The 24159-nt window shown below is 59.7% G+C and carries 26 protein-coding genes; 15 read left to right on the top strand and 11 right to left on the bottom strand.

The window, feature by feature from the left end; all coding sequences use genetic code 11:
• The first annotated feature begins 20 nt into the window (after window positions 1–20).
• The 8 genes from FZZ88_RS04375 to FZZ88_RS04340 all read left to right on the top strand — a co-directional run bounded on the left by FZZ88_RS04375 (window position 21) and on the right by FZZ88_RS04340 (window position 8316).
• A complete protein-coding gene (locus tag FZZ88_RS04375) occupies window positions 21–491 on the top strand; it encodes a Dps family protein (protein ID WP_166016199.1) in 471 nt (156 codons plus the stop codon).
• A 69-nt stretch (window positions 492–560) separates the two neighbouring features.
• Window positions 561–2210: a CTP synthase gene (locus tag FZZ88_RS04370; protein WP_166016197.1), complete on the top strand. Its 1650-nt coding sequence runs from the start codon at window positions 561–563 to the stop codon at window positions 2208–2210.
• Between the two features lie 9 nt (window positions 2211–2219).
• Entirely contained in the window at window positions 2220–2837 is a 618-nt protein-coding gene (locus tag FZZ88_RS04365; protein ID WP_166016194.1) for a 7-carboxy-7-deazaguanine synthase QueE, read from the top strand.
• Window positions 2838–2982: 145 nt separating this feature from the next.
• Entirely contained in the window at window positions 2983–4677 is a 1695-nt protein-coding gene (locus FZZ88_RS04360) for a S8 family peptidase (RefSeq protein WP_166016193.1), read from the top strand.
• A 3-nt stretch (window positions 4678–4680) separates the two neighbouring features.
• A complete protein-coding gene (locus tag FZZ88_RS04355) occupies window positions 4681–5535 on the top strand; it encodes an NAD(P)-dependent oxidoreductase (RefSeq protein WP_166016190.1) in 855 nt (284 codons plus the stop codon).
• Window positions 5532–6212 (top strand): 7-cyano-7-deazaguanine synthase QueC, encoded by a 681-nt coding sequence (queC, locus tag FZZ88_RS04350; RefSeq protein WP_166016188.1) that lies wholly within the window; start codon window positions 5532–5534, stop codon window positions 6210–6212. The genes FZZ88_RS04355 and queC overlap by 4 nt, the downstream gene beginning before the upstream one ends.
• On the top strand, window positions 6209–7507 hold the full coding sequence (locus tag FZZ88_RS04345) for an anthranilate synthase component I family protein (RefSeq protein WP_166016186.1): 1299 nt from the start codon (window positions 6209–6211) through the stop codon (window positions 7505–7507). The genes queC and FZZ88_RS04345 overlap by 4 nt, the downstream gene beginning before the upstream one ends.
• The gene (locus tag FZZ88_RS04340) at window positions 7504–8316 is read left to right on the top strand and encodes an aminotransferase class IV (RefSeq protein WP_166016183.1); all 813 of its coding nucleotides are present in this window, start codon (window positions 7504–7506) and stop codon (window positions 8314–8316) included. The genes FZZ88_RS04345 and FZZ88_RS04340 overlap by 4 nt, the downstream gene beginning before the upstream one ends.
• A gap of 19 nt (window positions 8317–8335) precedes the next feature.
• On the opposite strand, the gene FZZ88_RS04335 is transcribed toward FZZ88_RS04340, so the two are convergent.
• Both FZZ88_RS04335 and FZZ88_RS04330 read right to left on the bottom strand, forming a co-directional pair.
• Window positions 8336–9127: an HAD-IIB family hydrolase gene (locus FZZ88_RS04335; protein ID WP_166016181.1), complete on the bottom strand. Its 792-nt coding sequence runs from the start codon at window positions 9125–9127 to the stop codon at window positions 8336–8338.
• A complete protein-coding gene (locus tag FZZ88_RS04330) occupies window positions 9124–10863 on the bottom strand; it encodes an alpha-amylase family glycosyl hydrolase (RefSeq protein ID WP_166016179.1) in 1740 nt (579 codons plus the stop codon). Before FZZ88_RS04330 ends, FZZ88_RS04335 begins: the two co-directional genes overlap by 4 nt.
• A 69-nt stretch (window positions 10864–10932) precedes the next feature.
• Between FZZ88_RS04330 and FZZ88_RS04325 the strand changes: the two genes are divergently transcribed.
• Window positions 10933–12183, top strand: coding sequence for a glycosyl transferase (locus FZZ88_RS04325; RefSeq protein WP_166016472.1), 1251 nt, complete (start codon window positions 10933–10935; stop codon window positions 12181–12183).
• Window positions 12184–12202: 19 nt separating this feature from the next.
• Here FZZ88_RS04325 and FZZ88_RS12125 read toward each other — a convergent pair whose 3' ends face one another.
• Window positions 12203–12334, bottom strand: coding sequence for a hypothetical protein (locus FZZ88_RS12125; RefSeq protein WP_255453044.1), 132 nt, complete (start codon window positions 12332–12334; stop codon window positions 12203–12205).
• Window positions 12335–12659: 325 nt separating this feature from the next.
• On the opposite strand from FZZ88_RS12125, the gene FZZ88_RS04320 reads away from it, so the two are divergent.
• Window positions 12660–12905, top strand: coding sequence for a DUF1830 domain-containing protein (locus FZZ88_RS04320; RefSeq protein ID WP_166016176.1), 246 nt, complete (start codon window positions 12660–12662; stop codon window positions 12903–12905).
• A gap of 31 nt (window positions 12906–12936) precedes the next feature.
• Here FZZ88_RS04320 and urtE read toward each other — a convergent pair whose 3' ends face one another.
• From urtE to ureE, 8 genes are all read right to left on the bottom strand, one after another.
• The gene (gene urtE, locus FZZ88_RS04315) at window positions 12937–13647 is read right to left on the bottom strand and encodes an urea ABC transporter ATP-binding subunit UrtE (protein ID WP_166016174.1); all 711 of its coding nucleotides are present in this window, start codon (window positions 13645–13647) and stop codon (window positions 12937–12939) included.
• Window positions 13644–14399, bottom strand: a complete 756-nt coding sequence (gene urtD / locus FZZ88_RS04310; RefSeq protein WP_166016172.1) for an urea ABC transporter ATP-binding protein UrtD — start codon at window positions 14397–14399, stop codon at window positions 13644–13646. The genes urtE and urtD overlap by 4 nt, the downstream gene beginning before the upstream one ends.
• Window positions 14396–15523: an urea ABC transporter permease subunit UrtC gene (gene urtC, locus FZZ88_RS04305; RefSeq protein ID WP_166016170.1), complete on the bottom strand. Its 1128-nt coding sequence runs from the start codon at window positions 15521–15523 to the stop codon at window positions 14396–14398. Before urtC ends, urtD begins: the two co-directional genes overlap by 4 nt.
• Window positions 15524–15527: 4 nt before the next feature.
• The gene (locus FZZ88_RS04300) at window positions 15528–16682 is read right to left on the bottom strand and encodes a branched-chain amino acid ABC transporter permease (RefSeq protein ID WP_166016168.1); all 1155 of its coding nucleotides are present in this window, start codon (window positions 16680–16682) and stop codon (window positions 15528–15530) included.
• A 94-nt stretch (window positions 16683–16776) separates the two neighbouring features.
• The gene (urtA, locus tag FZZ88_RS04295) at window positions 16777–18075 is read right to left on the bottom strand and encodes an urea ABC transporter substrate-binding protein (protein ID WP_166016165.1); all 1299 of its coding nucleotides are present in this window, start codon (window positions 18073–18075) and stop codon (window positions 16777–16779) included.
• Between the two features lie 119 nt (window positions 18076–18194).
• Window positions 18195–18800: an urease accessory protein UreG gene (gene ureG, locus FZZ88_RS04290; protein ID WP_166016163.1), complete on the bottom strand. Its 606-nt coding sequence runs from the start codon at window positions 18798–18800 to the stop codon at window positions 18195–18197.
• Window positions 18800–19471 (bottom strand): urease accessory protein UreF, encoded by a 672-nt coding sequence (locus FZZ88_RS04285; RefSeq protein ID WP_166016161.1) that lies wholly within the window; start codon window positions 19469–19471, stop codon window positions 18800–18802. Before FZZ88_RS04285 ends, ureG begins: the two co-directional genes overlap by 1 nt.
• Window positions 19468–19920, bottom strand: coding sequence for an urease accessory protein UreE (ureE, locus tag FZZ88_RS04280; RefSeq protein WP_226397515.1), 453 nt, complete (start codon window positions 19918–19920; stop codon window positions 19468–19470). The genes FZZ88_RS04285 and ureE overlap by 4 nt, the downstream gene beginning before the upstream one ends.
• A gap of 105 nt (window positions 19921–20025) precedes the next feature.
• On the opposite strand from ureE, the gene FZZ88_RS04275 reads away from it, so the two are divergent.
• Genes FZZ88_RS04275 through FZZ88_RS04255 form a run of 5 tightly spaced genes read left to right on the top strand, consistent with a single transcriptional unit; the run spans window position 20026 to window position 24081 of the window.
• Complete coding sequence (locus tag FZZ88_RS04275; protein ID WP_166016471.1) at window positions 20026–20961, top strand: urease accessory protein UreD; 936 nt, start codon at window positions 20026–20028, stop codon at window positions 20959–20961.
• 18 nt (window positions 20962–20979) lie between these two features.
• Window positions 20980–21282, top strand: a complete 303-nt coding sequence (locus tag FZZ88_RS04270; RefSeq protein WP_115024644.1) for an urease subunit gamma — start codon at window positions 20980–20982, stop codon at window positions 21280–21282.
• Between the two features lie 10 nt (window positions 21283–21292).
• Window positions 21293–21613 carry an urease subunit beta gene (locus tag FZZ88_RS04265; RefSeq protein WP_115094764.1) on the top strand — a complete coding sequence of 107 codons (321 nt, stop codon included), beginning with the start codon at window positions 21293–21295 and terminating at the stop codon, window positions 21611–21613.
• A 3-nt stretch (window positions 21614–21616) separates the two neighbouring features.
• The gene (gene ureC / locus FZZ88_RS04260) at window positions 21617–23326 is read left to right on the top strand and encodes an urease subunit alpha (RefSeq protein ID WP_166016157.1); all 1710 of its coding nucleotides are present in this window, start codon (window positions 21617–21619) and stop codon (window positions 23324–23326) included.
• A complete protein-coding gene (locus FZZ88_RS04255) occupies window positions 23323–24081 on the top strand; it encodes a type 1 glutamine amidotransferase (protein ID WP_166016155.1) in 759 nt (252 codons plus the stop codon). The genes ureC and FZZ88_RS04255 overlap by 4 nt, the downstream gene beginning before the upstream one ends.
• Window positions 24082–24159 lie beyond the last annotated feature (78 nt).

Raw genomic sequence — 24159 nt, 5'->3', positions numbered from 1 at the left:
CCACCTCTACCCACCGCTCCATGGACATCGACATCGGCCTCTCCCAAGAGCAGCGCAGCACCATCGCCGATGGACTCGGCCGGCTTTTGGCGGATACCTATGTGCTCTACGGAAAAACCCATGGCTTCCACTGGAATGTCACTGGGCCGATGTTCAACACGCTGCACCTGATGTTCATGGAGCAGTACACCGAGCTTTGGACAGCACTGGATGAGATTGCCGAACGGATTCGAGCCCTTGGCCTGATGGCCCCCCATGGCGGCAGCACCCTGGCGGCCTTGTCATCCATCACTGAAGCCGAGCAAAATCCAGCGGCCTTGGACATGGTGCGTGAGCTGGTGGCGGGCCATGAAGCGGTGGCACGAACAGCGCGCAGTGTTTTCGCTCTAGCTGACGCGGCAGACGACCAACCCAGTGCAGACCTTTTGACCCAACGCCTCCAGGTGCATGAAAAAACCGCCTGGATGCTGCGGAGCTTGCTCGACAGTTAGAGCAATCACCTCCTGGCCTCTGGAGCACACGACCAATGCCAGGTAATTTGAAGAGTCGCCTGGCAGGTCATGGCCAAATTCGTCTTCATCACCGGTGGTGTGGTGTCCAGCATTGGCAAGGGGATCGTGGCGGCGAGCCTCGGCCGGCTGCTGAAGTCACGGGGCTACGACGTTTCGATCCTCAAGCTGGATCCTTACCTCAATGTGGATCCGGGGACGATGAGCCCTTTCCAGCATGGGGAGGTGTTCGTCACCGAAGACGGCGCAGAAACAGATCTCGATCTCGGCCATTACGAGCGCTTCACTGACACGGCGATGTCACGGCTGAACAGCGTGACCACGGGCTCGATCTACCAATCGGTGATCAACAAAGAACGCCGCGGCGACTACAACGGCGGCACCGTTCAGGTCATTCCCCATATCACCGGCGAAATCCGCGAGCGCATCCACCGGGTTGCGTCCAACAGCAACGCCGATGTGGTGATCACTGAGATCGGCGGCACCGTCGGTGACATCGAATCGCTTCCCTTTCTTGAAGCCATTCGCGAGTTCCGGGGGGACGTAGGTCGCAACGATCTGGCCTACATCCACGTCACCTTGCTGCCCTTCATCGGCACCTCGGGCGAGCTCAAGACCAAGCCAACCCAGCACTCAGTCAAAGAACTGCGCTCCATCGGCATCCAGCCGGATGTGCTCGTTTGCCGCAGTGATCGCGACATCAGCGACGATCTCAAGCGGAAGATCGGCGGTTTCTGCGGCGTGCCAAACCGCGCCGTCATTCCCTCCCTGGATGCCGACAGCATCTATGCCGTTCCGCTAACCCTCGAACAGGAGGGATTGTGCCGGGAAGTGCTGGACGTGCTGAACCTCGCAGACCATGACAGCGATATGGCGGCATGGGAACAGCTGGTTCACAACCTGCGCAATCCCGGCCCGTCGGTGAAGGTTGCCTTGGTGGGCAAGTACGTCCAGCTCAACGACGCCTATCTCTCCGTTGTCGAAGCACTGCAGCATGCCTGCATTGCCCAGGATGCCTCCCTCGACCTGCACTGGGTCTGCGCGGAACAGATTGAATCCAACGGTGCCGATGCACTCCTACGCGGCATGGATGCCGTGGTGGTGCCCGGTGGCTTCGGGAACCGTGGCGTTGACGGGAAGATTGCCGCCATTCGCTGGGCCCGCGAACAGCGCGTGCCCTTTCTGGGGCTATGCCTCGGCATGCAAACCGCAGTGATCGAATGGGCACGCAACCAGGCCGGTCTCACGGAAGCCACCAGTGCCGAATTGGATGCTGGCACCCCGCATCCCGTGATTCATCTCCTGCCGGAACAGCAGGACGTGGTTGACCTCGGCGGCACGATGCGGCTTGGGGTGTATCCCTGCCGAATTGCTCCAGGAACCCTGGCCCAGAGGCTTTACGGAGAGGAGGTGGTCTACGAGCGTCACCGCCACCGCTACGAATTCAACAATTCCTATCGCAATCTGTTTCTGGAATCCGGATACGTGGTGAGCGGCACCTCACCGGATGGACGCTTGGTCGAACTGATCGAACTGAAAGGGCACCCCTTCTTCACCGCCTGTCAATACCACCCAGAATTCCTCTCCCGCCCAGGGAAACCACATCCGTTGTTCCGGGGGTTAATCGAAGCGGCACAACAACGACTACCCGACTCGCCCGCCCAGGCCCTGCGTCAACAAGGAGACATTGCCATCCCATGAGCCCGATCCATGGCTGATGCCTCGCCCCTCCCTGTGGTGGAGACGTTTCATTCCCTTCAAGGGGAGGGCCACCATGCCGGACGCAGCGCTTTCTTCATTCGATTAGCCGGCTGCACCGTGGGCTGTCCCTGGTGCGATACCAAGCACTCGTGGCCTACCCAGGGGCACCCTGAGCATCCAATCGATGACTTGGCTGAGGCAGCCAAAATGGCCGCCGACGAGGGGGCCAGCTTCGTTGTAATCACTGGTGGGGAACCGTTGCATCACGATCTCCATCCACTCACCCAGGCACTCGATGCGCGATGTGGCCTCCCCCTACACTTGGAAACCAGTGGGGTGGATCCGCTGAGCGGACGCTTCGACTGGATCACGCTCTCCCCCAAGCGACACCAGCCCCCCCTGCAGGGAGTGCTGGACAGCATGCAAGAGCTCAAAGTGGTGATCCATGCGCCTGCAGATCTGCACTTCGCTGATGGAATGGCACAAGCAGGCCAGGGTGAGGCGCTTCACTACCTTCAACCCGGCTGGGACAGCCCCGAGGGGCAGCAACTCGCGATTGAGCACGTTCGTCAGAACCCAACCTGGCGCCTCAGCCTGCAAACCCACAAATGGCTGGGCGTGAGGTAACCACCGACCAAAACACTCAGGAAACACTCAGCCAAACCTCAGCCTTTGCTTGCCAGACGTCGCAACTCCTGAGAGAAAATATATAAAATGAGTGGTTGGGACAGTCCCTAATCGCTCCACGAGTTGTTCAGCTAACTCGACAGCCATGTCCACCTTCATCCGCCGCCGCCGATCTCGCCGCCGACGCCGACGCCAGCGAGACGATTTTGGTGCGACCACTGAGCTATCAGGCCAGCTGGATGTTGGTGGCCGCAGCCAAGGGAGGCTGGAAAGCCACGGTGATCGCGATTGGTTTGGCATCAACCTGGACACCGACAGCAGTTATAGGGTTGATCTGAAGGGGCAATCGCTGCTGGATCCACACCTGCGACTGCGCGATAGCCGCGGGGAAATCTTGGCGGAGATCGACGACACCCCCACCAGCCTCGACCCGAGCGTCCAATTCAAGGTCTTGCAAGGGGGACGTTTTTACCTCGACGTGGGCAGTTTCCAGGGAGCTTATAGGGGGAGTTACACCCTCTCCGCCCAACTATTAAAACCTGCAGAACCGAGGCCACAAGACCCACCTCGGCGAACATTCAGCCGCTTGGATGGCTACGGCCAGGTGAATGCCAAAGGTGCCTTTGAGGCTCTGCTGAATCGCCCCCTGATAGATCAAGCTCCCCTCGGAGGCGAGCTTTGGAACCTCGACATGATTGGCGCACCAGAGGTCTGGGCGGCCAGAACAAACGGCACCAGCACGACGGGCAAGGGCGTGACCATCGCCGTGGTCGACACCGGCATCGACTACAACCATCGCGAATTCAAGGGGCGCATTGGAGCGGGCTACGACTTCGTTGATGGCGATTCGATCGCCGAAGACACCAACGGCCATGGAACCCATGTGGCCGGCACGATCGCAGCCGCCAAAGATGGCCGCGGCATCACCGGCGTTGCGCACGACGCAACAATCATGCCCATCCGCGTCCTCGATCAGGACGGTTACGGGTACCTCTCCGACGTGATTCGAGGCGTTCGCTGGGCCACAAACAACGGCGCCGATGTGATCAACCTCTCTCTCGGCGGAACGGGCTACAGCCAAGCCATGGCCGATGCGATCCACCATGCCTCCCGCCGCGGCTCCGTGGTGGTGATGGCCGCGGGCAACGCGGGAGGGGACTCGCCGGAATATCCGGGTGCCCATGCCATCGAGCATGGAATCGCGGTGGGGGCTGTCCAACGGGATGGGCGCATCGCGGAATTCTCCAATCGCGCTGGATCGCAACCCCTTGATTACGTCACGGCACCCGGCGTCGACATCACGTCCACCCTCCCTGGCAATCGCTACGGCCGCTACAGCGGCACCTCGATGGCGACACCCCATGTGGCCGGCGTGGCTGGGTTGCTGAAAAGCCAAAACAGCAGGCTGAGCAGCAGCGACATCGAGGATTTGATTACGGGCACGACACAGGGAAGAAGCAACACCCAGAGCGACCCAACCGGCACGCAGAGCTCAGGGTCGAGATCACTTGGTTCCCGGGTGATCACGTTGGACAACATCGACAGCCTCAATGCCGATGTCTTTGACGACCCTCTGATTGGAAGCCTGAGCGGTAACAGCAAACGTCGCCAATCAACGACGCAAATCATCCGCCGCAGAGTTCGGCGCGACCAAGGCAAATATGCAGCCGTCGACGACTTCATCAGTCTCGACAAAAGCGATCATCTCTTCGCCAGCGTTGACTTCAACAACGCGTCAGGATCGGATCAGCGGGATCTTCTTCGCCACTTGCTCGCCAACAATCACTTCGATTACTTCGAGATCGATCAAGCGATCCAGCTTGATGTCTTCAGCGCTTAAGCCATGAGCGGTGTTGCTCTGCTCGGCACCGGTCTGCTCGGCGAAGCGATCGGCCGACGCCTCCTTCAGCAAGGCGTTTCTCTTTATGTCTGGAACCGATCCCAGGGGCGCTCCAGGGCCTTGATCGATGCGGGCGCCCAAGCCCTGAGCAGCCCCTGTGAGGCCCCACGCTGTTGCAACAGCGTGATCACTGTGCTGCGCGACGGGCCGATCACAGTCGCAGTTTTAAAAGACATCGGACCCCTCGATGGCTCCACCTTGATCACGATGGGAACGATGGGGATCTCAGAAAGTCAGTCGCTGGCCAGACAAGCCGCTCAGCAAGGGGGGCGCTATCTCGAAGCCCCGGTACTTGGCAGCAAACCACAAGCGCTCAACGGATCACTGCTGGTGATGGCGGGCGGCGAAGCCCAAGTCTTCGAAGAACAACAACCGCTTCTCTCTCATCTATCCGAAGAGCCCCTACTCGTGGGCCCCATTGGCAGCGGCGCTGCCACCAAGCTGGCCCTCAATCAATTGATCGCCAGCCTTACCCATAGCTTTTCCCTTTCCCTTCAACTGATCCAACGGGCCGGTGTCCCTGTGGAGACGTTCATGAATATCTTGCGAACGTCAGCGCTCTACGCCCCCACCTTCGACAAAAAGCTGCAACGGATGCTTGATCACAATTACGCCGATCCCAACTTCAGCACCGCCTTGCTGCGCAAAGACCTGCGCCTGTTTCTTGAGGAAGCGACAACCGCTGGCCTCCAAGAGCATGGGCTCACCGGTTTGCTCAGCCTGCTTGAACAAGCGAAGGGCACCGAGCTGGACGACCAGGACTACTGCGCACTGCACGAGCTCACCGTCTTGCCATGAGTCGATGCACCGCGATTGCTCTGCTCTCAGGAGGGCTGGATTCCGCCACAGCTGCAGCGGTTGCCCTTGAAGCCGGCGATCGTGTCATCGGCCTTTCCTTCGACTATGGCCAGAGGCATCGCCGCGAATTAGACGCCGCCACTGCCGTCGCGAAGCACCTTCGATTGGCGGAACATCACTGCATCGCTGTGAATCTGGCCAGCTGGGGGGGCTCAGCACTCACCGATGCAACGATCAGCATTCCGAGCGAAGGGGTGGAAGAGGGAATCATCCCCACCACCTATGTGCCCGGCCGCAATACGGTTTTCATTGCAGTCGGACTCAGCCTGGCCGAAGCCCGGGGCGCCGAACGGCTGGTGCTTGGCGTGAATGCTGTCGATTACTCCGGCTATCCCGACTGTCGCCCCGACTATCTCGACACGTTCCAGGAGCTGGCGGCTCTGTCGAGCAAATCAGGGCGAGAAGGTCGTGGCACGAAGCTGTGGGCCCCCTTGGTGCACTGGAGCAAAACGCGCATCGTGGAAGAGGCACTACGCCTGGGCGTGCCAATCGAGACCACGTGGAGCTGCTACCGCGGAGGCAGCTCTCCCTGCGGCGTGTGCGACAGCTGCCGCATCCGTGATGCGGCACTGCGAGAGGCAGGACGGCCGGACCTCTGCAGCCAAGCGATTGAATGATCAGCCCGAAGCGGCTTGAACTGCCCTGGCAGGAGCCCCAAGCCATGGCCCGAATCCTAAGGGCCAGGCATGGAGAACAAGGCCTGGCCTGGCTGGATGGCGACGGAAGTGCGCTGGGCAGATGGGCAACCCTGGCCGTCGCCCCCCAGGAGATCATCTGCTGCCGCGGCCTCCCCGGAGAACCAGGAGCGACCAATCCCTTCGATGCCCTGCGTGGGCTTGCCCCAGGGCATTGGTGCGGCTGGCTGAGCTACGAAGCGGCCGCTTGGGTGGAACCGGGAAACCCCTGGGCCAGCGATGGCATGGCCACCCTTTGGATCGCCCGCCACGATCCGGTGCTGCGATTTGATCTCCAACAGCGCAAGGTGTGGATCGAAGCCACCAGCACGGCTGCTCTGGAGAGCCTGGCCCAAGAATTGGTCCCCAACGCTCAGCAACCCAGGGCCGAGACCGTATCGATTCCGCTTGCAGCATGGCGTCACCACACGACAACAGAGCAGTACGCCGCAGGCGTGCAACGCATCCGTGATCTGATCGCAGCCGGCGATCTCTTCCAAGCCAATCTCACGGCTTGTTGCAGCACAGCCTGGCCCCAGGAAAGCAGTGCCATTGAGCTGTTTCTCACCCTGCGGGAAGCCTGTCCTGCCCCCTTTGCAGGGCTGATCATCAGCGACCAAAACGAAGCGTTGTTGTCCTCGTCGCCGGAGCGATTTCTGCAGGTGAGTGCCCAGGGAGCCGTGCAAACCCGGCCGATCAAAGGCACCAGGCCGCGCCATTCCGAACCCGAACAGGATGCGAACCTCGCCGCAGAACTCGTCTGCAGCGACAAAGACCGCGCGGAGAACGTGATGATCGTCGACTTGCTGCGGAACGACCTCGGTCGTACCTGCCAGCCAGGTTCAATCCAGGTTCCTCAACTGGTGGGGCTCGAAAGTTATTCCTCAGTGCATCACCTCACTTCGGTCGTGGAGGGACAGCTGAAAGCCGGGTTGAGTTGGGTCGATCTCTTGGAAACCTGTTGGCCTGGGGGGTCGATTAGTGGGGCACCCAAACTGCGGGCATGCCAACGGCTGCATGAGCTCGAGCCCACCAGTCGCGGTCCTTACTGCGGATCACTCCTCCGAATCGACTGGGATGGCAGTTTCGACAGCAACATCCTGATCCGGTCTCTGCTGCGACAGGGCGACACCCTCCGGGCCCATGCTGGCTGCGGGATCGTGGCCGACTCAGATCCCCTGGGCGAAGCGGAGGAGTTGATGTGGAAACTGCAGCCGCTGCTGGAGGCACTGACATGACCTCATCCATTGCCTGGATCGATGGCCAATGGGGAACTGCAGCAAGCCTGAAGCTTCCCCTCGACGACAGGGCCCTGCTCCTGGCCGATGGCCTCTTCGAAACAGTGCTGGTCCGCAACGGCCAGCCACAACTTCTGCAGGAGCACCTGCAGCGATGGAGCGACAGTGCTGCGCAGCTGGGCATGGATGCACCTCCCGAGCGCGACACGCTGGAGCTTCTGATTGAAGACGCGATTCAACGCAGCCAGCTGAACGCAGCCGATGGAGCCCTGCGGCTCAACTGGAGCCGTGGCAGCACACCCCAGCGCGGAATCGGGCTTCCAGCCTCAGGACACCACCGCTTTTGGCTCACGCTCCAGCCCTGCACGCCGACGTTTTCACCCATCAACACCATCACCAGTCGCCATGAGCGTCGCAATGCCTCCAGCCGGCTAAGCCATTGCAAAACATTCGCCTACGGACAAGCCATTCAGGCCCGTAGGGAAGCGCAGGAGCAAGGGGCTGACGATGCCCTGCTTTTGAACACTGCTGGGGCCATGTGCTGTGGAACGGCAGCCAACCTGTTGATCCGGCGGCGCGGACAGTGGCTCACACCAGCACTCAGCAGCGGCTGTCTTCCGGGCGTGATGAGGGGCCGCGCTCTGAGCCAGGGCGTTGCAATGGAAACCGAGCTGGAGGCCGAGTTCGAGGCAGATGATCAGGCCGTTCTGATCAACAGCCTCAGCTGTCGACCGATCGCATCCCACAACGGCAAACCCTTGGCTGCAATGCCTGATGCATTGGAGGTATGGCAATCCCTGCTCCACTGATCAGGGGTCCGTCAAGCACCTAGATCATGAGAATCCGGCGCACAGCCTCATCCCAACCGGTGGCATGGGGGGCGCCGGCCAATTGAAATCGTCCAGCAGCGATGCCGGAACACAACTCCGGGTGGGGGCCATCAGGCCCTGGAACAACAACAGCTACATCGGCCACCTCGAGCAGCGGCAGATCGTTAGGAGAATCTCCCAAAGCCAAGACTTTCACCTGCTGAGCACCCAAATGTCGCTTCAGGGTTGCCAAGGCCTTGCCTTTGCTGATGTCAGGGCCCAACAGATGCCCCATGCGATTGCCCTGCACCACCGTGAGATCCATCTGCTGCGCCAAGGCTTCCAGTCGGCGCCGCCCCTCCGCCGAGGGCGGAACGAACGGCACACTGCAGCAACGCCGCTGGGCCTGGCGCAAGGACTCGCCGCCGAGCCCCAACAACTGCTGACCTTCTTCCTCACTGAGTTCATCCAACGGACGTAGCGGCTCACCCAACTCACGCTGGAGATTCTGCAACTGGGGTTTCAGCTCCGTCCAACCAGGGCCCAGCGGCAACTCCCAGGCATCCCCCTCAGGGGTTTCACCGTGCACGGCTCCACCGTTTTCAACGATGTATGGATCATGAAGCCCCGCTTCTGCGCGAAAGCTACGCACCTCCTCCGCCGTTTTACTGGTGCACGGAATCACAGGAATCCTGCGCTGTTGCAGCTGGCGGATCAGATCCTTTGCGGGAGACCAGTCGTAGGTGTGATCCAGCAACGTGCCGTCGAGATCGGTCACCACCCACCACGTCAACTCGACCTTCGCCGTCATGGCTGAACCAACCAATGCACTGCATAAGGCTCGAGCGAATGCAACTGATGTGGTGCGAACACATGACCGCTCAGACAATCGGCCCATGGCTGGTTCACATCACCCCCCAAGCGACCGAGGCGCAAGCTCAACCGCGACGCCGTCATGTTGTGAACAGCTACCAACGTTTCCCCCCCATAGGAACGCTGCAGGATGACGCGATCAAGGCGGTCAGCGCTCAGCACCTGCATGGGGGCATCAGGATGCAAAGCCAGATGAACAGCCCTTTCGGCAAGCGCACGCTTCAGCACCGGAAGCAGCGTCGTTGCATCGGCATCAGGATCCGCCAGGCGTCGCTCTAAGGCCTGGGCCGTGAATTGGGGCCGATTGAGATCCCGTCGATGACCCGTCCGACGAAAGCGAGTTAGATCATTGGGAGCCGCTAAAAGCGCCGGCAGATAGAACGCAGGAACCCCTGGCAAGGCCAGGATCATGAGTTGGGTGAGCAAAAACCGCTCCCGTTGGAGATAGGTGGGATCAATCCCCCCATCCGCCATGGCACTCCACCAACTGATGTTGATCTCGTAGGGAACTTCTTCTCCAGAACTGAGCACCCTATGGCTGACCAACCCACCCCGTTGCTCACAGCCGATCAACAGTTGAAGCAAACGTTTCTGGGACATCAGTCCCTCCAGCGGCCTTAAACCGATGCCGTCATGACAGGCGGTGAAGTTGAGCAACCCCGTCTGCTGCGGAAGGTCGGGCCATCGACTTAACCAGGCATTCAGGAGATCGGCGCGGCCACTGACGCTGGCCTCCAGCAGCAAGGGCGGCAGTGGAAAGTTGTAGGCCAGATGCGCTTCATCACCACTTCTCAGGTACGAGAGGTTTTCCTGCTCCGGCACGTTGGTCTCGGTGACCACAACGCCATCCGGTCCCACCTGATCGAGGAGCAGGCGAAGCACCTGGACCAGTTGATGCGCCTCAAGCAGATGAATGCATGAGGTATTGGGCTGCTTCCAGACAAAACCCACTGCATCCAAACGGATCCAACGCACCCCATGCCGGGCCATACGCTGCATCAGACGGGCAAAGCCCAGCAGCACCTCCGCACTGCGCCAGTTGAGATCCACCTGATCCGGGCCAAAGGTGGTCCAGACCTGACGCGCACCTTTTGGCCCCCTCAACTGCGTGAACAGATTGGAGCTGCGAGGACGAACGACATCCGACCAACAGGGATCGGGAGCAGCCTCCAGCACACAAGAGCGACCGGGATCTTCATCCCGCATGAACTGCTGCACCCAAGGATGAGACGCCGACACATGGTTGAGAACAAGATCGGCCATGAGCCGTCTCCCCTGGGCCAGGGCGGCAAGGTCGCTCCAATCGCCGAAACGCTTCTCAAGAGACGTGTGACTGGCCACCGCAAAACCTCCATCACTGGTGGATTGCAGGAACGGCAACACATGAATCACTGCTGCAAAGGGGTGCAGATGGCGATTCACAAAGGACTTCAAGGCTTGAAGACCAGGCACACCGTCATCAACAACCGTGTCGGCATAGGTGATCAAGACCACATCGCGGCCATCCCAACGCTCAACACGTCGCGCCGCATCTGTCTCGGTATCGCCATCTGCAGACGATTCGCTCAAGATCTGCAGCAATTGCGACGACAACTCCTTGCCATCCCCGGAAGAATCATTCGGGTACAAATTGCCAAGCAGGTTCCGCAGCGTCTCTTCGCGCGGGGGCTGCATTGCCTTCCTCCTCAACACCGTTCAGGTATGGGGCAGGACTCTGACCTCTGTTGTTGCATCGAACACCACATGGATTTTCAGCAGGGCCTGATCAGCACCGTTCACGACTACAGCTTGGGCAATCTTGATGCAGTTGCCTTTAACCAGGAGTTGAGTCAGCGACCAACCACGCTGCTGATCCCCTGCCTGATGGAGGAATTCAGCCGCCCGGCCCTCGGCCTGATCCGAGACACGCTCTCCGGACTAAAGGGCCTCAACGAGCTGGTGGTGGCGCTGGCGGCCAACAGCCCCGAAGACGTCAAAGCAGCAGAAAAGTTTTTTGAAGGGATGCCGTTCCCGGTACGGGTGCACTGGACCAACGGCCCTGCGGTTCGGGAGCTGCTCGAATCCGTCGGCGAGCTGGGGCTCGATGTGACCGGGCCACCAGGCAAAGGATGGGCCGTCTGGCAGGGGCTGGGGGTGGCTTGCCAAAACGCTGAGGTCGTTGGCCTGTTCGATGCCGACATCAGAACCTTTGGATCGGCGTATCCGGAGCGCATGCTGCGCCCGCTGCTGGATCGATCCCACGGCATTGCCTACGTCAAAGCCTTTTACAGCCGCCTGTCCCTTGAGACCCAGGCGCTTCAAGGCCGCGCCACACGCCTGTTTGTCGGCCCGTTGCTCGCGAGCCTGGAACAGATTTTCGGGCCTCTCCCTTACCTGGCCTATCTGCAGTCATTCCGTTATCCCCTCGCTGGTGAATTCGCCTTTACGAGCGATTTGGCCATGAATCTGCGCATCCCATCGGACTGGGGGCTGGAGGTTGGCCTGCTTTCGGAGGTGTACCGCCATGTGGCCTCCAGCCGAATTGCCCAAGTTGATCTCGGGCTGTTCGACCACAAGCACAAGGAGTTGGGCCATCAACCGACGGAAGGCCTGCAACGCATGGCTGGCGAAATCTTCGGCACCGTATTGCGTGGACTGATGGAACACGAAGGGTGCGTGATGTCGATGGACCAACTGCCAACGTTGGAGGTGCTCTATCGGCGGGTTGGAGAAGATCGAGTCCGTCAGTTCGGCCTCGACTCAGCCATCAACCGACTGCCCTACGACCGTCATGGCGAAGAACTCGCTGTTCAGAACTTCGCAAGCCTCTTGCGGCCTGGCCTCGCAAAACTGATGCAGGCACCCATTGCGCATCAACTGCCCAGCTGGTCACGACTTCGCAGTTGCAATTCAGCTCTGCAGGCTGATCTGGCTGAAGCTGGACAAGCTGATCGAAGATCTCTGAAACGGCCTAACCACCACCCACAACGCTTTGCCTCTGAGCTGGCTGCCTAAAGCAAGGCAATTACAACATTCAGCCCAACTGCTCACGCTGCAGCGTCACCCAGGCCGTTGCAGCCCGTTGCGAGTGCCAGGCCTGAAGCAATTGCTTAGCCAGTACCTGCAGTTGCTGTGCATCAAGCGTTGACTCAATGGCTCGATTCATCCGCTCAAGATCGAACTGCTGAGTAACACTCAAGCTGACTTGCTCCTCCATTTTTCAATCCCTCATATCGACGGAACAATCATGCGCAGGAGCAAGCAAAAGAATTGTTTCATTTGAAACGGAAGGCCATCCTTGTGTCGATCCAAACGTTGAACAAAAATCTGCAATTCAAAAGTCTTGGGCAGAACTGTAATAGTGATTACAAAAATGACTCGATCTGTATCAACGCATCTGTACCAAATCTAAAGCTGTGCTGATTCGGTGACCAATCAAACACTTCGCTTGCATCAAGAGCACCAGATTGGCATGATCCAATATGCTAACAATGATTGAGTGCGTTTATCAAAACGACACCAGCCGAATGGTGATCGTGAAATGCATTGGCAAAGACCACTTCTATCGAGAGAAGGTGGTGATGCCAGCAGAGGTTTTCTGGTTTGAAGCACCTCAAGATGCGCGCTTGGAAATTTGGAAAATGTCGATGACGGGGCAGATGCTGCATGTGCGAGCCGATGTCAGTGACTACGCCACAGATGAAGAGCCTGCCAGGGAATCCCTCTGGGCCAGCTGAACTGACCCGGATGGATTCGAGGAAAAGTGATCTAAACGCTTAGGAACTGGTCGACAACCGCTTGGCTGAGTTCACTTGTTGAACCACTGGCGACAATCCCGCCGCGTTGCATGGCGTAGTAGCGATCGGCCTGACGGACGAAATGGAGATGTTGCTCCACCAACAACACACCAATCCCGGTATCAGCAATAATCCGCCGAACAGCAGCTTCAATATCTTGAACAATATTGGGCTGAATGCCTTCGGTGGGCTCATCCAATAGCAGAAGTTTTGGTTTTCCTAGCAACGCTCTGGCAATGGCCAATTGTTGTTGCTGACCACCACTTAGATCCCCTCCCTTGCGCGGCAGAAACTCCTGCAGAATCGGAAACAGCTCATAGACAAATGGATCAATGTGGCGATGGCGCACCAAGCCACCCGGCAAAGCCTCCATCCCTAGAAGCAAGTTCTCTTCGACCGTGAGTTGCGGAATGATCTCGCGACCTTGAGGCACATAGCCAATCCCCGCCCGTGCTCGCTGATGGGGAGCCTGACGATCCAGTTCAGCGCCGTCGAAGGCCATCGTTCCGGAGCGAGGGCGCAACAAGCCGATCAGCGATTTCAGCAACGTGGTTTTTCCCACGCCATTGCGGCCGATCAAACACACCATCTCTCCCGACTTCACGCTGAGATCAACATCCCGAAGAATGTGACTTTCACCGTAAAAGGTGTTGAGTCCTTGGATCTCCAACAAATTCGTCATGGGTTCTCCTCCTCAGTGGTGCCGAGATAAACCTCAATCACCCGGGGATCTGCTTGCACCTGATCCATCGTGCCCTCACAGAGAACATGACCCTGGTGCAGAACCGTCACCGGACTTTCAAGCCGTCGAATGAATTCCATGTCGTGCTCAATCACCAACACGGTGTGATCCCCTGCCAACGACTTGAGTAGATCCGCCGTTAGGTCGGTCTCCTCATCCGTGAGGCCAGCCACCGGCTCATCCACCAGCAAGAGGTCGGGATCCTGCCCCACCAACATGGCGATCTCAAGCCACTGCTTCTGGCCATGGGACAACGACCCAGCAGCCCAATCGGCACGGTTTTGCAGGTTGACGATGCTCATCAAGTGATGAACACGGTCTCGCTGATCCCCATTAAGGCCGCCCACCAGCAATGACCAGGGCTGCTTCGGCTGGCTCACTGCCAGGGCCAAGTTCTCCTGGACGCTGAGCTTCTCGAAAACGCGGGGGCTCTGAAATTTGCGACCGATGCCCAGGCGAGCAATGCGATGCTCCGCTCGCCCCACGAGGGAACGACCTTGAAACATCACATCGCCTTCCGTGGGAGCCGTTTTGCCCGTGATCACATCCAGGAACGTGGTTTTTCCGGCCCCGTTGGGGCCAATCACGGCACGCAGCTCACCAGGCTGCAGGCTGAGGTTGAGATCTCGCAGCGCCAAAAACCCATCGAAACTGACGGTGATTTGGCGCAATTCCAATAAAGCCGTACTCATGACTGAACCTCCTCCTGACCTTCAAGATCGAGACGTGGATAGGTCTCACTCAGACGAGAGATTCCGAATCGGTTGAGCCAATTGCGAGGACCATCTCCTCGGAACCAACCAATGACGCCTTCAGGCAAGGCCGTCACCACGAGGATGAACAACCCCCCTTGGATGAACAGCCAACTTTGGGGGAGAGCTTCGCTCACCAAACTCTTGGCGTAGTTGATGGCCACAGCGCCAAGGATGGCTCCCACGAGCGTGCCTCGACCACCGACCGCAACCCAGATCACCATCTCAATCGAGAAGGGAACAGTCATGTATTGGGGCGAAACGATGCCCGACTGAACGGTGTACAGCGCGCCTCCGATACCAGCCAAACCACCAGCGATGGCAAAGACGATCGTCTTGAACAGGGTTGGGTTGTACCCCGCAAAGCGCAGCCGGGGTTCGTCATCGCGAATGGCAATCAACACATCACCGAATCGACCCCGCACCACCCAACGCAAAAACAACCACGCCAGGATCACAACAATTGCGGTCAGCCAGAAAAAACTGCGCTGCATCTCTGCCGAACCCACCACCTGACCAAACAACTCCGTGACATCGGTCTTGAGACCATTGGTGCCATTGATCAGCTTTTGCTGCCCATTGAAAAAATTGAAAAACACCAGGAGCGCGGCCTGGGTGAGGATCGAAAAGTAGACCCCTTTGATGCGATTACGAAAGACGAGATTGCCCAGCACCGCTGCCAAAACAGCCGGAACCAACCAAATCCCCACCAAGGTGACGAGGGGTGAGTGGAACGGTTGCCAGAACGCGGGCAAACGATCCACTCCGTAGAGACTGAAAAATTCAGGGATGCCATTGGGCAGGTCCGCTGAACTGTTCAGCTGCAAGTACATGGCTGCCACGTAACCGCCAAGCGCGAAAAAGATGCCCTGGCCCAGGCTGAGCAGACCGGTAAAGCCCCAGATCAAGTCAATACCCAGAGCAACGATCGCCAGGGAGAGGAAGCGACCCAACAAATTCAGCCGAAACACCGGCAGAACAGCAGGCGCAGCAACGATGGCCGCAACGATCACCACCCAAAGGATGATCAAGGGCCAACGGCGTTGTTGAAATGCTTGGAACATCAGATCAAGCCTCCACCATGCGGCCTTTTTGCGGGAAGAGACCCGCAGGACGGAACTGCAAAAACACCACGATCAGTGCAAACACCATCACTTGAGCCATGCTCGTTGTGGCGAAGAAATTGACTGCACCGGCCAGGGGAGCCGGCATGTCGGGCCAAATCGTGAGCAAACGACCAGCACCGATCAGATCGGTCAGGACGCCAATGGCGAACGAGGCCAGCACGGTTCCCAGCAAATTGCCGACACCGCCCAGCACCACCACCATGAAGCAGCCCACGATGTAAGACCCGCCCACGTTGGGGCCCACCGAACCAAGCAGCGAAACAGCAACCCCAGCCACACCGGCTAAACCCGAGCCAATTCCAAACGTGAGCACATCAACGGTCTCCGTCGGGATGCCAAGGCAGTCACTCATCGCGCGGTTCTGAGTGACCGCACGAATGCGCATGCCCCACACACTTTTGTTGAGGAACCAAGTCACCCCAACCACCGCAACGATCGTGAGCACGATGATCACGAGACGGGGCACTGGGAAGGTGATGTCCATGTATTCGATCCCACCGCGCATCCATTTGGGCGCCGTCACATCCACGTTGCGGGAGGTGGCTCGGGCGATGCGGCTGATTTGTGAGGCCAAGCCACCAGCCAACAACACACCTGCCAGGGCTGAAACAGCCCAGCTACCAGCCCGCACCAAGCGGGCTCGCGGCCCAGCCAAGAGAGACGACGGAAGCAGCAGAGGCAGACCAAAGCCCAGCACCAGCGCCAGAATCAGGCCGGCAGCGTGAGCCAGAGGGACACTCCGCACAAACTGCTGAAGAATCAGACTGACACCCCAGGTCGCCAAGAGTGTTTCCAACGGATTCCCGTAAAGACGGCGAATCACGGTGCGCTCTAACAAAATGCCGACAACACCGCTGACGATGAACGCCAGGGGAATGGCAACGAGAACGTAGGCGTTGTAAACGGGCTGCAGGGCAGGCAGCTTGAAGATCAACTGCACCACGAAGGTGGTGTAGGCCCCGAGCATGATCAGCTCGCCATGGGCGAGGTTGATGACACCCATCAAGCCAAAGACAATGGCCAGTCCGAGAGCAGCGATCAGCAGCACCGAGCCGATGGCCACACCGTTGAACAGGCTTTCAAGAAGCAGTTGCACAGAAGTCTGAAACGAAGCGTTCAGTGAAACGACAAAAAGGAGGAGCCCGGCAACGGGCTCCTCCCTGAAGAGCAATCAGGCTGTGATCAGAGGATCAGAGCTTGTACTTCTCGCCTTTCGCAGCGTCGGTCCAGTCGCAAGCGAAGCCCTTGGAGCTGGGCTCGAACTGGTTCCAGGCCTGAGGAGCCACAGGACCATCTGAAGATTCGAGGATCTCGAACTGGCCGTCAGCAGTGATCTGGCCGATGCGCACGGTCTGGGACAGATGGTGGTTGGGCATCACCGTTACAGGACCCTGAGGGGCATCGAATTCGATACCAATCAAAGCTTCACGCACCTTGTCGTCGTCGAAACTATTGGTTTTCTCGACGGCCTTCTTCCAGAGGTAAACCATGTTGTAGGCCGACTCCTGAGGGTCAGCGACCTGACGGTCGGCGCCGTACTTGGCCTTGAAGTCAGCAGCGAACTTCTTGGATGCCGGGGTGTCGATCGACATCATGTAGTTCCAGGCGCCGTAATGGCCCTCGAGGAACTCAGGTCCGATGGTGCTGATCTCTTCTTCCGCGATGGAGTAGCTCATCACGTAAAAGCCGTTCGCAGGCGTGAGACCGGCGTCTTGGATCTGCTTGAAGAAGGCGACGTTCTGGTCGCCGTTCAGGGTGTTGATGATCACACCGCCGTCGGGCAGAGCCTTCTTGATCTTGGCGATGATCGGAGCAACCTCGGTGTTGCCCAGGGGCAGGTAGTCCTCACCGACCACTTCGCCACCCAGAGAAGCGACCTGCTCCTTGGTGATCGTGTTGGAAGTACGGGGGAAGACGTAGTCAGAACCCACCAGGAAGAAGGGCTTGCCAGCGGCAGGCGACTTCTCATACATGAACACGGTTGCAGGCTCCGACTGCTGATTCGGAGTTGCACCGGTGTAGAAGATGTTGTTGGAACACTCCTGACCCTCGTACTGAATCGGGTAGTAGAGGAAAGCGTCCTTCGACTCGTAAACAGGCAGCATCGCCTTGCGGCTAGCAGAGGTCCAGCCACCGAAAACCACGGGCACCTGATCCTGATCGATCAGTTTCTTGGACTTCTCAGCGAAGGTGGGCCAATCGGAAGCACCGTCTTCGACGATGTACTCGATCTTGTAGCTCTTGCCGTCGACCTTGACGCCACCAGCGGCGTTGATCTCATCGATCGCCATCTTCTCAGTGTCCACCAGGGTGGACTCCGAGATGGCCATGGTGCCGGTCAGCGAATGCAGGATGCCAACGGTGACGGTGTCGTCAAAGTCGGTCGCTGGTGCAGAAGCTTTGTCGTCACCACCACAGGCGGTCACGGCGAGACCCAGCGATGCTGCGGCCATGCCAGCAAACAGACGCTTGGAGAGAGGGGTGCTCATGGAATGAGGGGGCACTTAAAAGCTTGGACGCAGGAAACGTCCTGAAATCTGACCATCGCTAGAGGAGGAGATTTGAAATGTCGCAACGAGAACACTTTTGAGCCAAAAAGCTTGTGTTTTCATGATTTTGGTAGCTGTTGAAACAAAAACTCCACCACTCCATCCATCCCCTCACCGCTGTGCAGATTCGTGAAACACCACGGCCTATCACCGCGCATCCGACGGGTGTCCTGTTCCATCACCGCAAGATCGGCACCGACCTGCGGAGCCAGATCAATCTTGTTGATCACCAAAAGATCAGACCGCGTGATGCCAGGCCCTCCCTTACGGGGGATCTTGTCGCCAGCAGCAACATCGATCACATAGATGCAGAGATCCACCAACTCTGGGCTGAAGCTCGCCGCCAGGTTGTCGCCGCCACTCTCAACAAGAACAAGATCCAGGTCAGGAAATTGGGCTTCCAGCTCTGCCACAGCTGCTCTGTTGATCGAGCAGTCTTCGCGGATCGCTGTATGAGGACAACCACCGGTCTCCACCCCGCGGATCCGCTCTGGATCCAAGGCACCGGCACGGGTGAGGAACTGGGCATCCTCCTGGGTGTAGATGTCATTGGTGACGACCGCGAGCTGCAGGTTGTCGCGCAAGCGGCGACAGAGCGCCTCCACCAGTGCGGTCTTGCCGGATCCCACAGGACCAGCCACCCCCAGGCGCAGTTTGCTGCTCATCAGCTTCGAAACAGGCGTGAATACAGCTCAGCATGGGCAAGCTGGGCCATGCCCGCACCCACACCGCTGCTCCAGAGCTGCTGCGGATCGGCAGCCTGAAGCAGCTGCGCTTGCGAGGCAATCATCGGTAGCAGCCGCTGTTGCAGCACCTGAGCTCGGGACGGACCCAACGGCAGCAGCCGCACCGACGCACTGAGCTGATTGGCAACCCAGCCGTAGAGATATCCCTCCACCATGTCTCTAGTTGGAACAGACAAGCCCACCGCAGCCCAAGCCCAGGCCGCTGGCCAGCTCAGGGGCACAGGTTCGGGCAGGTCCTGTCCCATGTCAGACATCAACTGCACCAGCGACATTCCCATCTGACGCTGTTGCGCTCGAAGCTCTGCTGCTTCACGGGTGGCCAACAGCCAACCGTCCAGATCGATCAGGCGCGCTTTGGCCGCGCCATCCGCCTGGGTTGACCACCCCACCAGCGACTCTGCAAGGGGCCTCAAGGCAGCGGCCTCCAGTCGCACCGCGCCCCGTTGCAATTCAGCCTCCAACCAAGCCTGAACGGCCTGCTCATCAGCGATGGAGCCAGCCTGAATCAGCACCTCGAGACCTTCCGAGTAGCTGAAGGCACCAACGGGCAACGCCGGGCTAACCAGTTGCAACAACGCCAGGGATGTCATCCGTGCTGATGCCCCCCATAGGCGCCACCTTCGGGAGCAAACGGCTGAAGGCAGCGACTGACCGTCAAACCACGCCCTTCCAGCATCGTGGCCAACACGGAATCCTCCGGGAGCAACAGCTCCTGCTCATGCAGCTCCAGGGCGACATGGCGATTGCCCAGGTGATAAGCCGCCTGCAACAGCTCCAGAGGATGCGACCCCTGCACCCGCAGCAACGCTTCCGGCGCTGCCGTCACCTCCACAACGGTCGAACCGGACTGATCGCCCAGCAGATCACCAGGCTGCAGGGAGCCCATACGGGGCAACTGCAGCAGCACCGGACGACCGCATGAAGTGGTGCGGCGACCGCGCAATACCGTGCGCTCTTCAGCCGTTAACGGCAAGTGCAGGGTTGCCATGGCACTGCTGTTCTGCAGGCGCTGCTCCAACACCACCACTGCATCTGTCACCACCATCTCCTTTCCAGTTCCACAGAGAAAGCCTGCCCAGACATCACCAGCACTTTGGTGTGCGTTGCTACAGAGATGAAGGCGATGGCAGCGGAGCGTGAAGCCATGCAACGTCTCGATCCTTGGCACGGCCGCTGCGACCTGCAGTTTCGTGCAGCCAACGGCAGCACCCGACACCAGGGGGGCTGCACGGCTCCGTTCAAATTGCTTCGCAGTGAAAGCGGTGATGACGGACGCTGCGAGCTGCCGATTCTGCACACCGCTGGAGGCCTGGTGGGCGGCGATCAACTCAGCCTCGACATCAAGCTTGAAGCCAGCAGCCGCAGCCTGATCACCAGTGTGGCGGCGCAGAAGGTTTACGGGTCCATCGGCCGCAGCCGCTTGCAGCCTGAGGGCTGCTCTGCACAACAGCACGTGTGCTGCTCGCTGGCCAGCGGCAGTGATCTCGAATGGCTGCCGCAGGAATTGGTGCTGTACGCCGATGCCTTGTTCGAGCAGCACCTGACGGTGACCCTGCCAATGGATGCCTCCTTTGTCAGTGCAGAAATCGTGCGCCTGGGTCGAACCGCCGCTGGTGAAACCCTGCAGCAGGGGCGATGGCGGTCCAGCCTCACGATTCAGCGCATCACTTCAACCAGCTCGACATGGGAGTTGGCTGATCGCGTGGAACTGGGCGGAGCCAGCCTGGAGGGGCCCCATGGCCTAGCTGGTGCACCGGTTTTCGGAACACTGATCTGGGCCGCACCCATGGCCATGAGCGCCGAAACAACGGCAACACTGCTGGACGGAGCGCGGGCCGACCGTGAAGGGCTTACGGGCACGATGCGCTGCGGGACCCTCGGGCAAGGGCTGATCGCCCGCTATTCCGGCAACTCCAGCCGTGATGCCCGCTTCTGGTTCAGTCGGATCTGGGAGCGCACGCGAACGCTCCGGGGACTGACACCGCCACGCATCCCCAGGGTCTGGCCCCTGCAGGAACAGCCTCTACGCCGACAAACGTCCACCATGAACGCTTTGGAGACCGCAGCGGAGACACACTGAAGAAGACCGAGCTTCGCTATGCATCTCAGTCCCCAGGAAAAGGACAAACTCCTGATCGTGACCGCGGCACTGCTTGCGGAACGACGATTGAACCGCGGCCTGAAGCTCAACCACCCCGAATCGGTGGCCTGGCTCAGTTTTCTGGTGCTTGAAGGTGCCCGTGACGGCAAGAACGTGGCGGAGCTGATGCAGGAGGGCACCACCTGGCTGCGTCAGGACCAGGTGATGGACGGCGTGCCCGAGCTCGTGCACGAGGTGCAGATCGAAGCCGTCTTCCCCGATGGCACGAAGCTCGTCACCCTGCACGACCCAATTCGCTGAGGCAGAACCCATGGCACCTCTCATTCCCGGCGAACTGCTTCCCGAACCGGGTGAACTTGAGCTGAATGCGGGACGACCCGTCACCACGGTGAGCGTCTCCAACAGTGGCGATCGACCGGTGCAAGTGGGCTCCCATTTCCATTTCGCCGAAGCCAACGCCGCCCTGCAGTTCGACCGGGCCGCAGCCCGCGGTCATCGTCTCGACATCCCCGCCGGCACCGCCATCCGCTTTGAACCCGGCGACAGTCGCGACGTGAACCTCATTCCCTTTGCCGGTGCTCGACGCGTCATCGGCTTCAACGGCCAGATCAACGGATCCCTCGACGCCTGACCCATGCCCTACCGCATCTCCCGCCAGGCCTACGCCGAGACCTACGGACCCACCACTGGCGACCGGGTTCGCCTTGCGGACACCGAGCTGATCCTCGAAGTCGAGAAGGATTTCACCGTGTACGGCGACGAGGTGAAATTCGGCGGCGGCAAGGTGATTCGCGATGGCATGGGCCAGTCCCAAACACCTCGAGCCGCGGGTGCCGTCGACACCGTCATCACCAATGCTCTGATCCTCGATTGGTGGGGCATCGTCAAAGCCGATGTCGGACTGAAAGACGGTCGGATCGTGGGCATCGGCAAAGCCGGCAACCCCGACACCCAGGAAGGGATCACGATCGTGGTGGGCCCCGGCACCGAGGCGATCGCTGGGGAAGGTCACATCCTCACGGCCGGTGGCATCGACACCCACATCCACTTCATCTGCCCCCAGCAGATCGAAACTGCTCTGGCCAGTGGAGTCACCACCCTGATGGGCGGCGGCACCGGACCAGCCACCGGCACCAATGCCACCACCTGCACCCCTGGGGCGTTTCACATCGGGCGAATGCTCCAGGCCGCCGAAGGCTTGCCGGTGAACCTGGGCTTCTTTGGCAAGGGCAACGCCAGCACCCCTGAAGCCCTGGAGGAACAGGTGCTCGCCGGTGCCTGCGGCCTGAAGCTGCATGAAGACTGGGGCACCACGCCGGCCACCATCGATGCCTGTCTGTCGGTGGCCGACCGGATGGATGTGCAGGTGTGCATCCACACCGACACCCTGAACGAAGCCGGCTTCGTGGAAGACACGATCGCCGCCATCAAGGGACGCACGATCCACACCTTCCACACCGAAGGTGCCGGCGGCGGCCATGCCCCAGACATCATCAAGATCTGCGGCGAAGCAAATGTGCTGCCGAGCAGCACGAATCCCACACGGCCCTACACCCGCAACACGCTCGAGGAGCACCTCGACATGCTGATGGTGTGCCACCACCTCGACCCCAAAATCCCCGAGGACGTGGCTTTTGCCGAATCGCGGATTCGCCGCGAAACGATCGCCGCCGAAGACATCCTTCACGACCTCGGCGCCTTCTCGATCATCGCCAGCGACTCCCAGGCCATGGGGCGCGTGGGTGAAGTGATCACTCGCACCTTCCAGACCGCCCACAAGATGAAGGTGCAGCGCGGTGCGCTCCCGGAAGACTCCAACCGTAACGACAACCATCGGCTGAAGCGCTACATCGCCAAGGTGACAATCAACCCCGCTCTTGCCCATGGCATCAGCAGCGAGGTGGGCTCGATCGAAACCGGCAAGCTCGCCGATCTCGTGCTGTGGAAGCCGGGCTTCTTCGGCATTCGCCCGGAACTGGTGATCAAGGGCGGTTCGATCATGTGGGCCCAGATGGGAGATGCCAACGCCTCCATTCCCACCCCCGGGCCCGTGCACGGCAGGCCCATGTTCGGCGCCTTCGGCAAAGCCTTGGCTCCCAGCTGCCTCACCTTCGTGAGCACAGCCGCCATGGATGCTGATATCCAAAGTCAGCTGGGTCTGGAGCGCACCTGCATGGCGGTGAAGGACACCCGCAGCGTGGGCAAAAGCGCTCTCAAACTCAATTCCGCCCTGCCGCAGGTGAGCGTGGACCCGCAGACCTATGAGGTGTTCGCCGACGGTGAACTGCTCACCTGCGAGCCCGCCGAAGTGCTGCCCCTCGCCCAGCGCTATCTGCTGCTTTGAGCACCACCCTGCTGGTGATCCAGCACGTTGACCACGAAGGGCCCGAACTGGTGGGACAACTGGCACGGGAACGGGGAATGACTCTCCGGACCCTGCGGCCCGACCGAGGCGACCGCCTGCCGCACCCAAGTGAATGCCCGAACAGCATCGCGCTGGTGCTGGGGGGACCAATGGGGGTGAACGAGCAGCATCATCCGGACCTGGACTGGCTCCAAGCCGAGCTGAACTGGTTGACGGCCTGGCACCAGCAGCGTCGACCGGTGCTGGGCATCTGCCTGGGGGCGCAGCTCTTGGCTGTCGCTGCTGGCGGATCCGTGGAACCCCTGCAGGTTGGAGCACCACCACAGCAGCTAAAGGAACTGGGACTGGGGGCAATCCACTGGGTTGCTGATCGGAGCGATGAGGCCTTACTGCAGGGACAACCGAGCAGCAGCTTGGTCCTGCATTGGCATGGCGATCGCATCCACCTGCCGGGCGATGCAACCCTTCTTGGTTCCTCGCTGCACTGTGCGGAACAGGTGTTTCGAATCGGCGATCACGCCATTGGCCTGCAATGCCACCTCGAGATCAACAGAGACGCACTGCAACGCTGGATCGCCAACGACCACACCTATGTGATGAGCGCCCTTGGGCCTGAAGGGCCCGAACGCCTGATGCGGGAGTGGCGCTGGCTTGGAGACAAGCTGCAGGAGCAAGGTCGATACTTTTTCAATACTGCGCTCGATCAGCTGCAGAAGTGCTGCAAGACCAGGTGATTCACATCAGCAAGGCCAACAAATTTCTACGGATAAAAATAAACAAAAGCAAAAACTTTTCAGATCAAGTATCGAACC

Origin of the sequence: Synechococcus sp. PH41509 (genome assembly GCF_020514285.1) — a bacterium.
GTDB lineage: Bacteria > Cyanobacteriota > Cyanobacteriia > PCC-6307 > Cyanobiaceae > Parasynechococcus.
The sequence above is the reverse complement of the archived record's forward strand: the minus strand, read 5'-3'. Positions and strand labels throughout refer to the sequence as shown.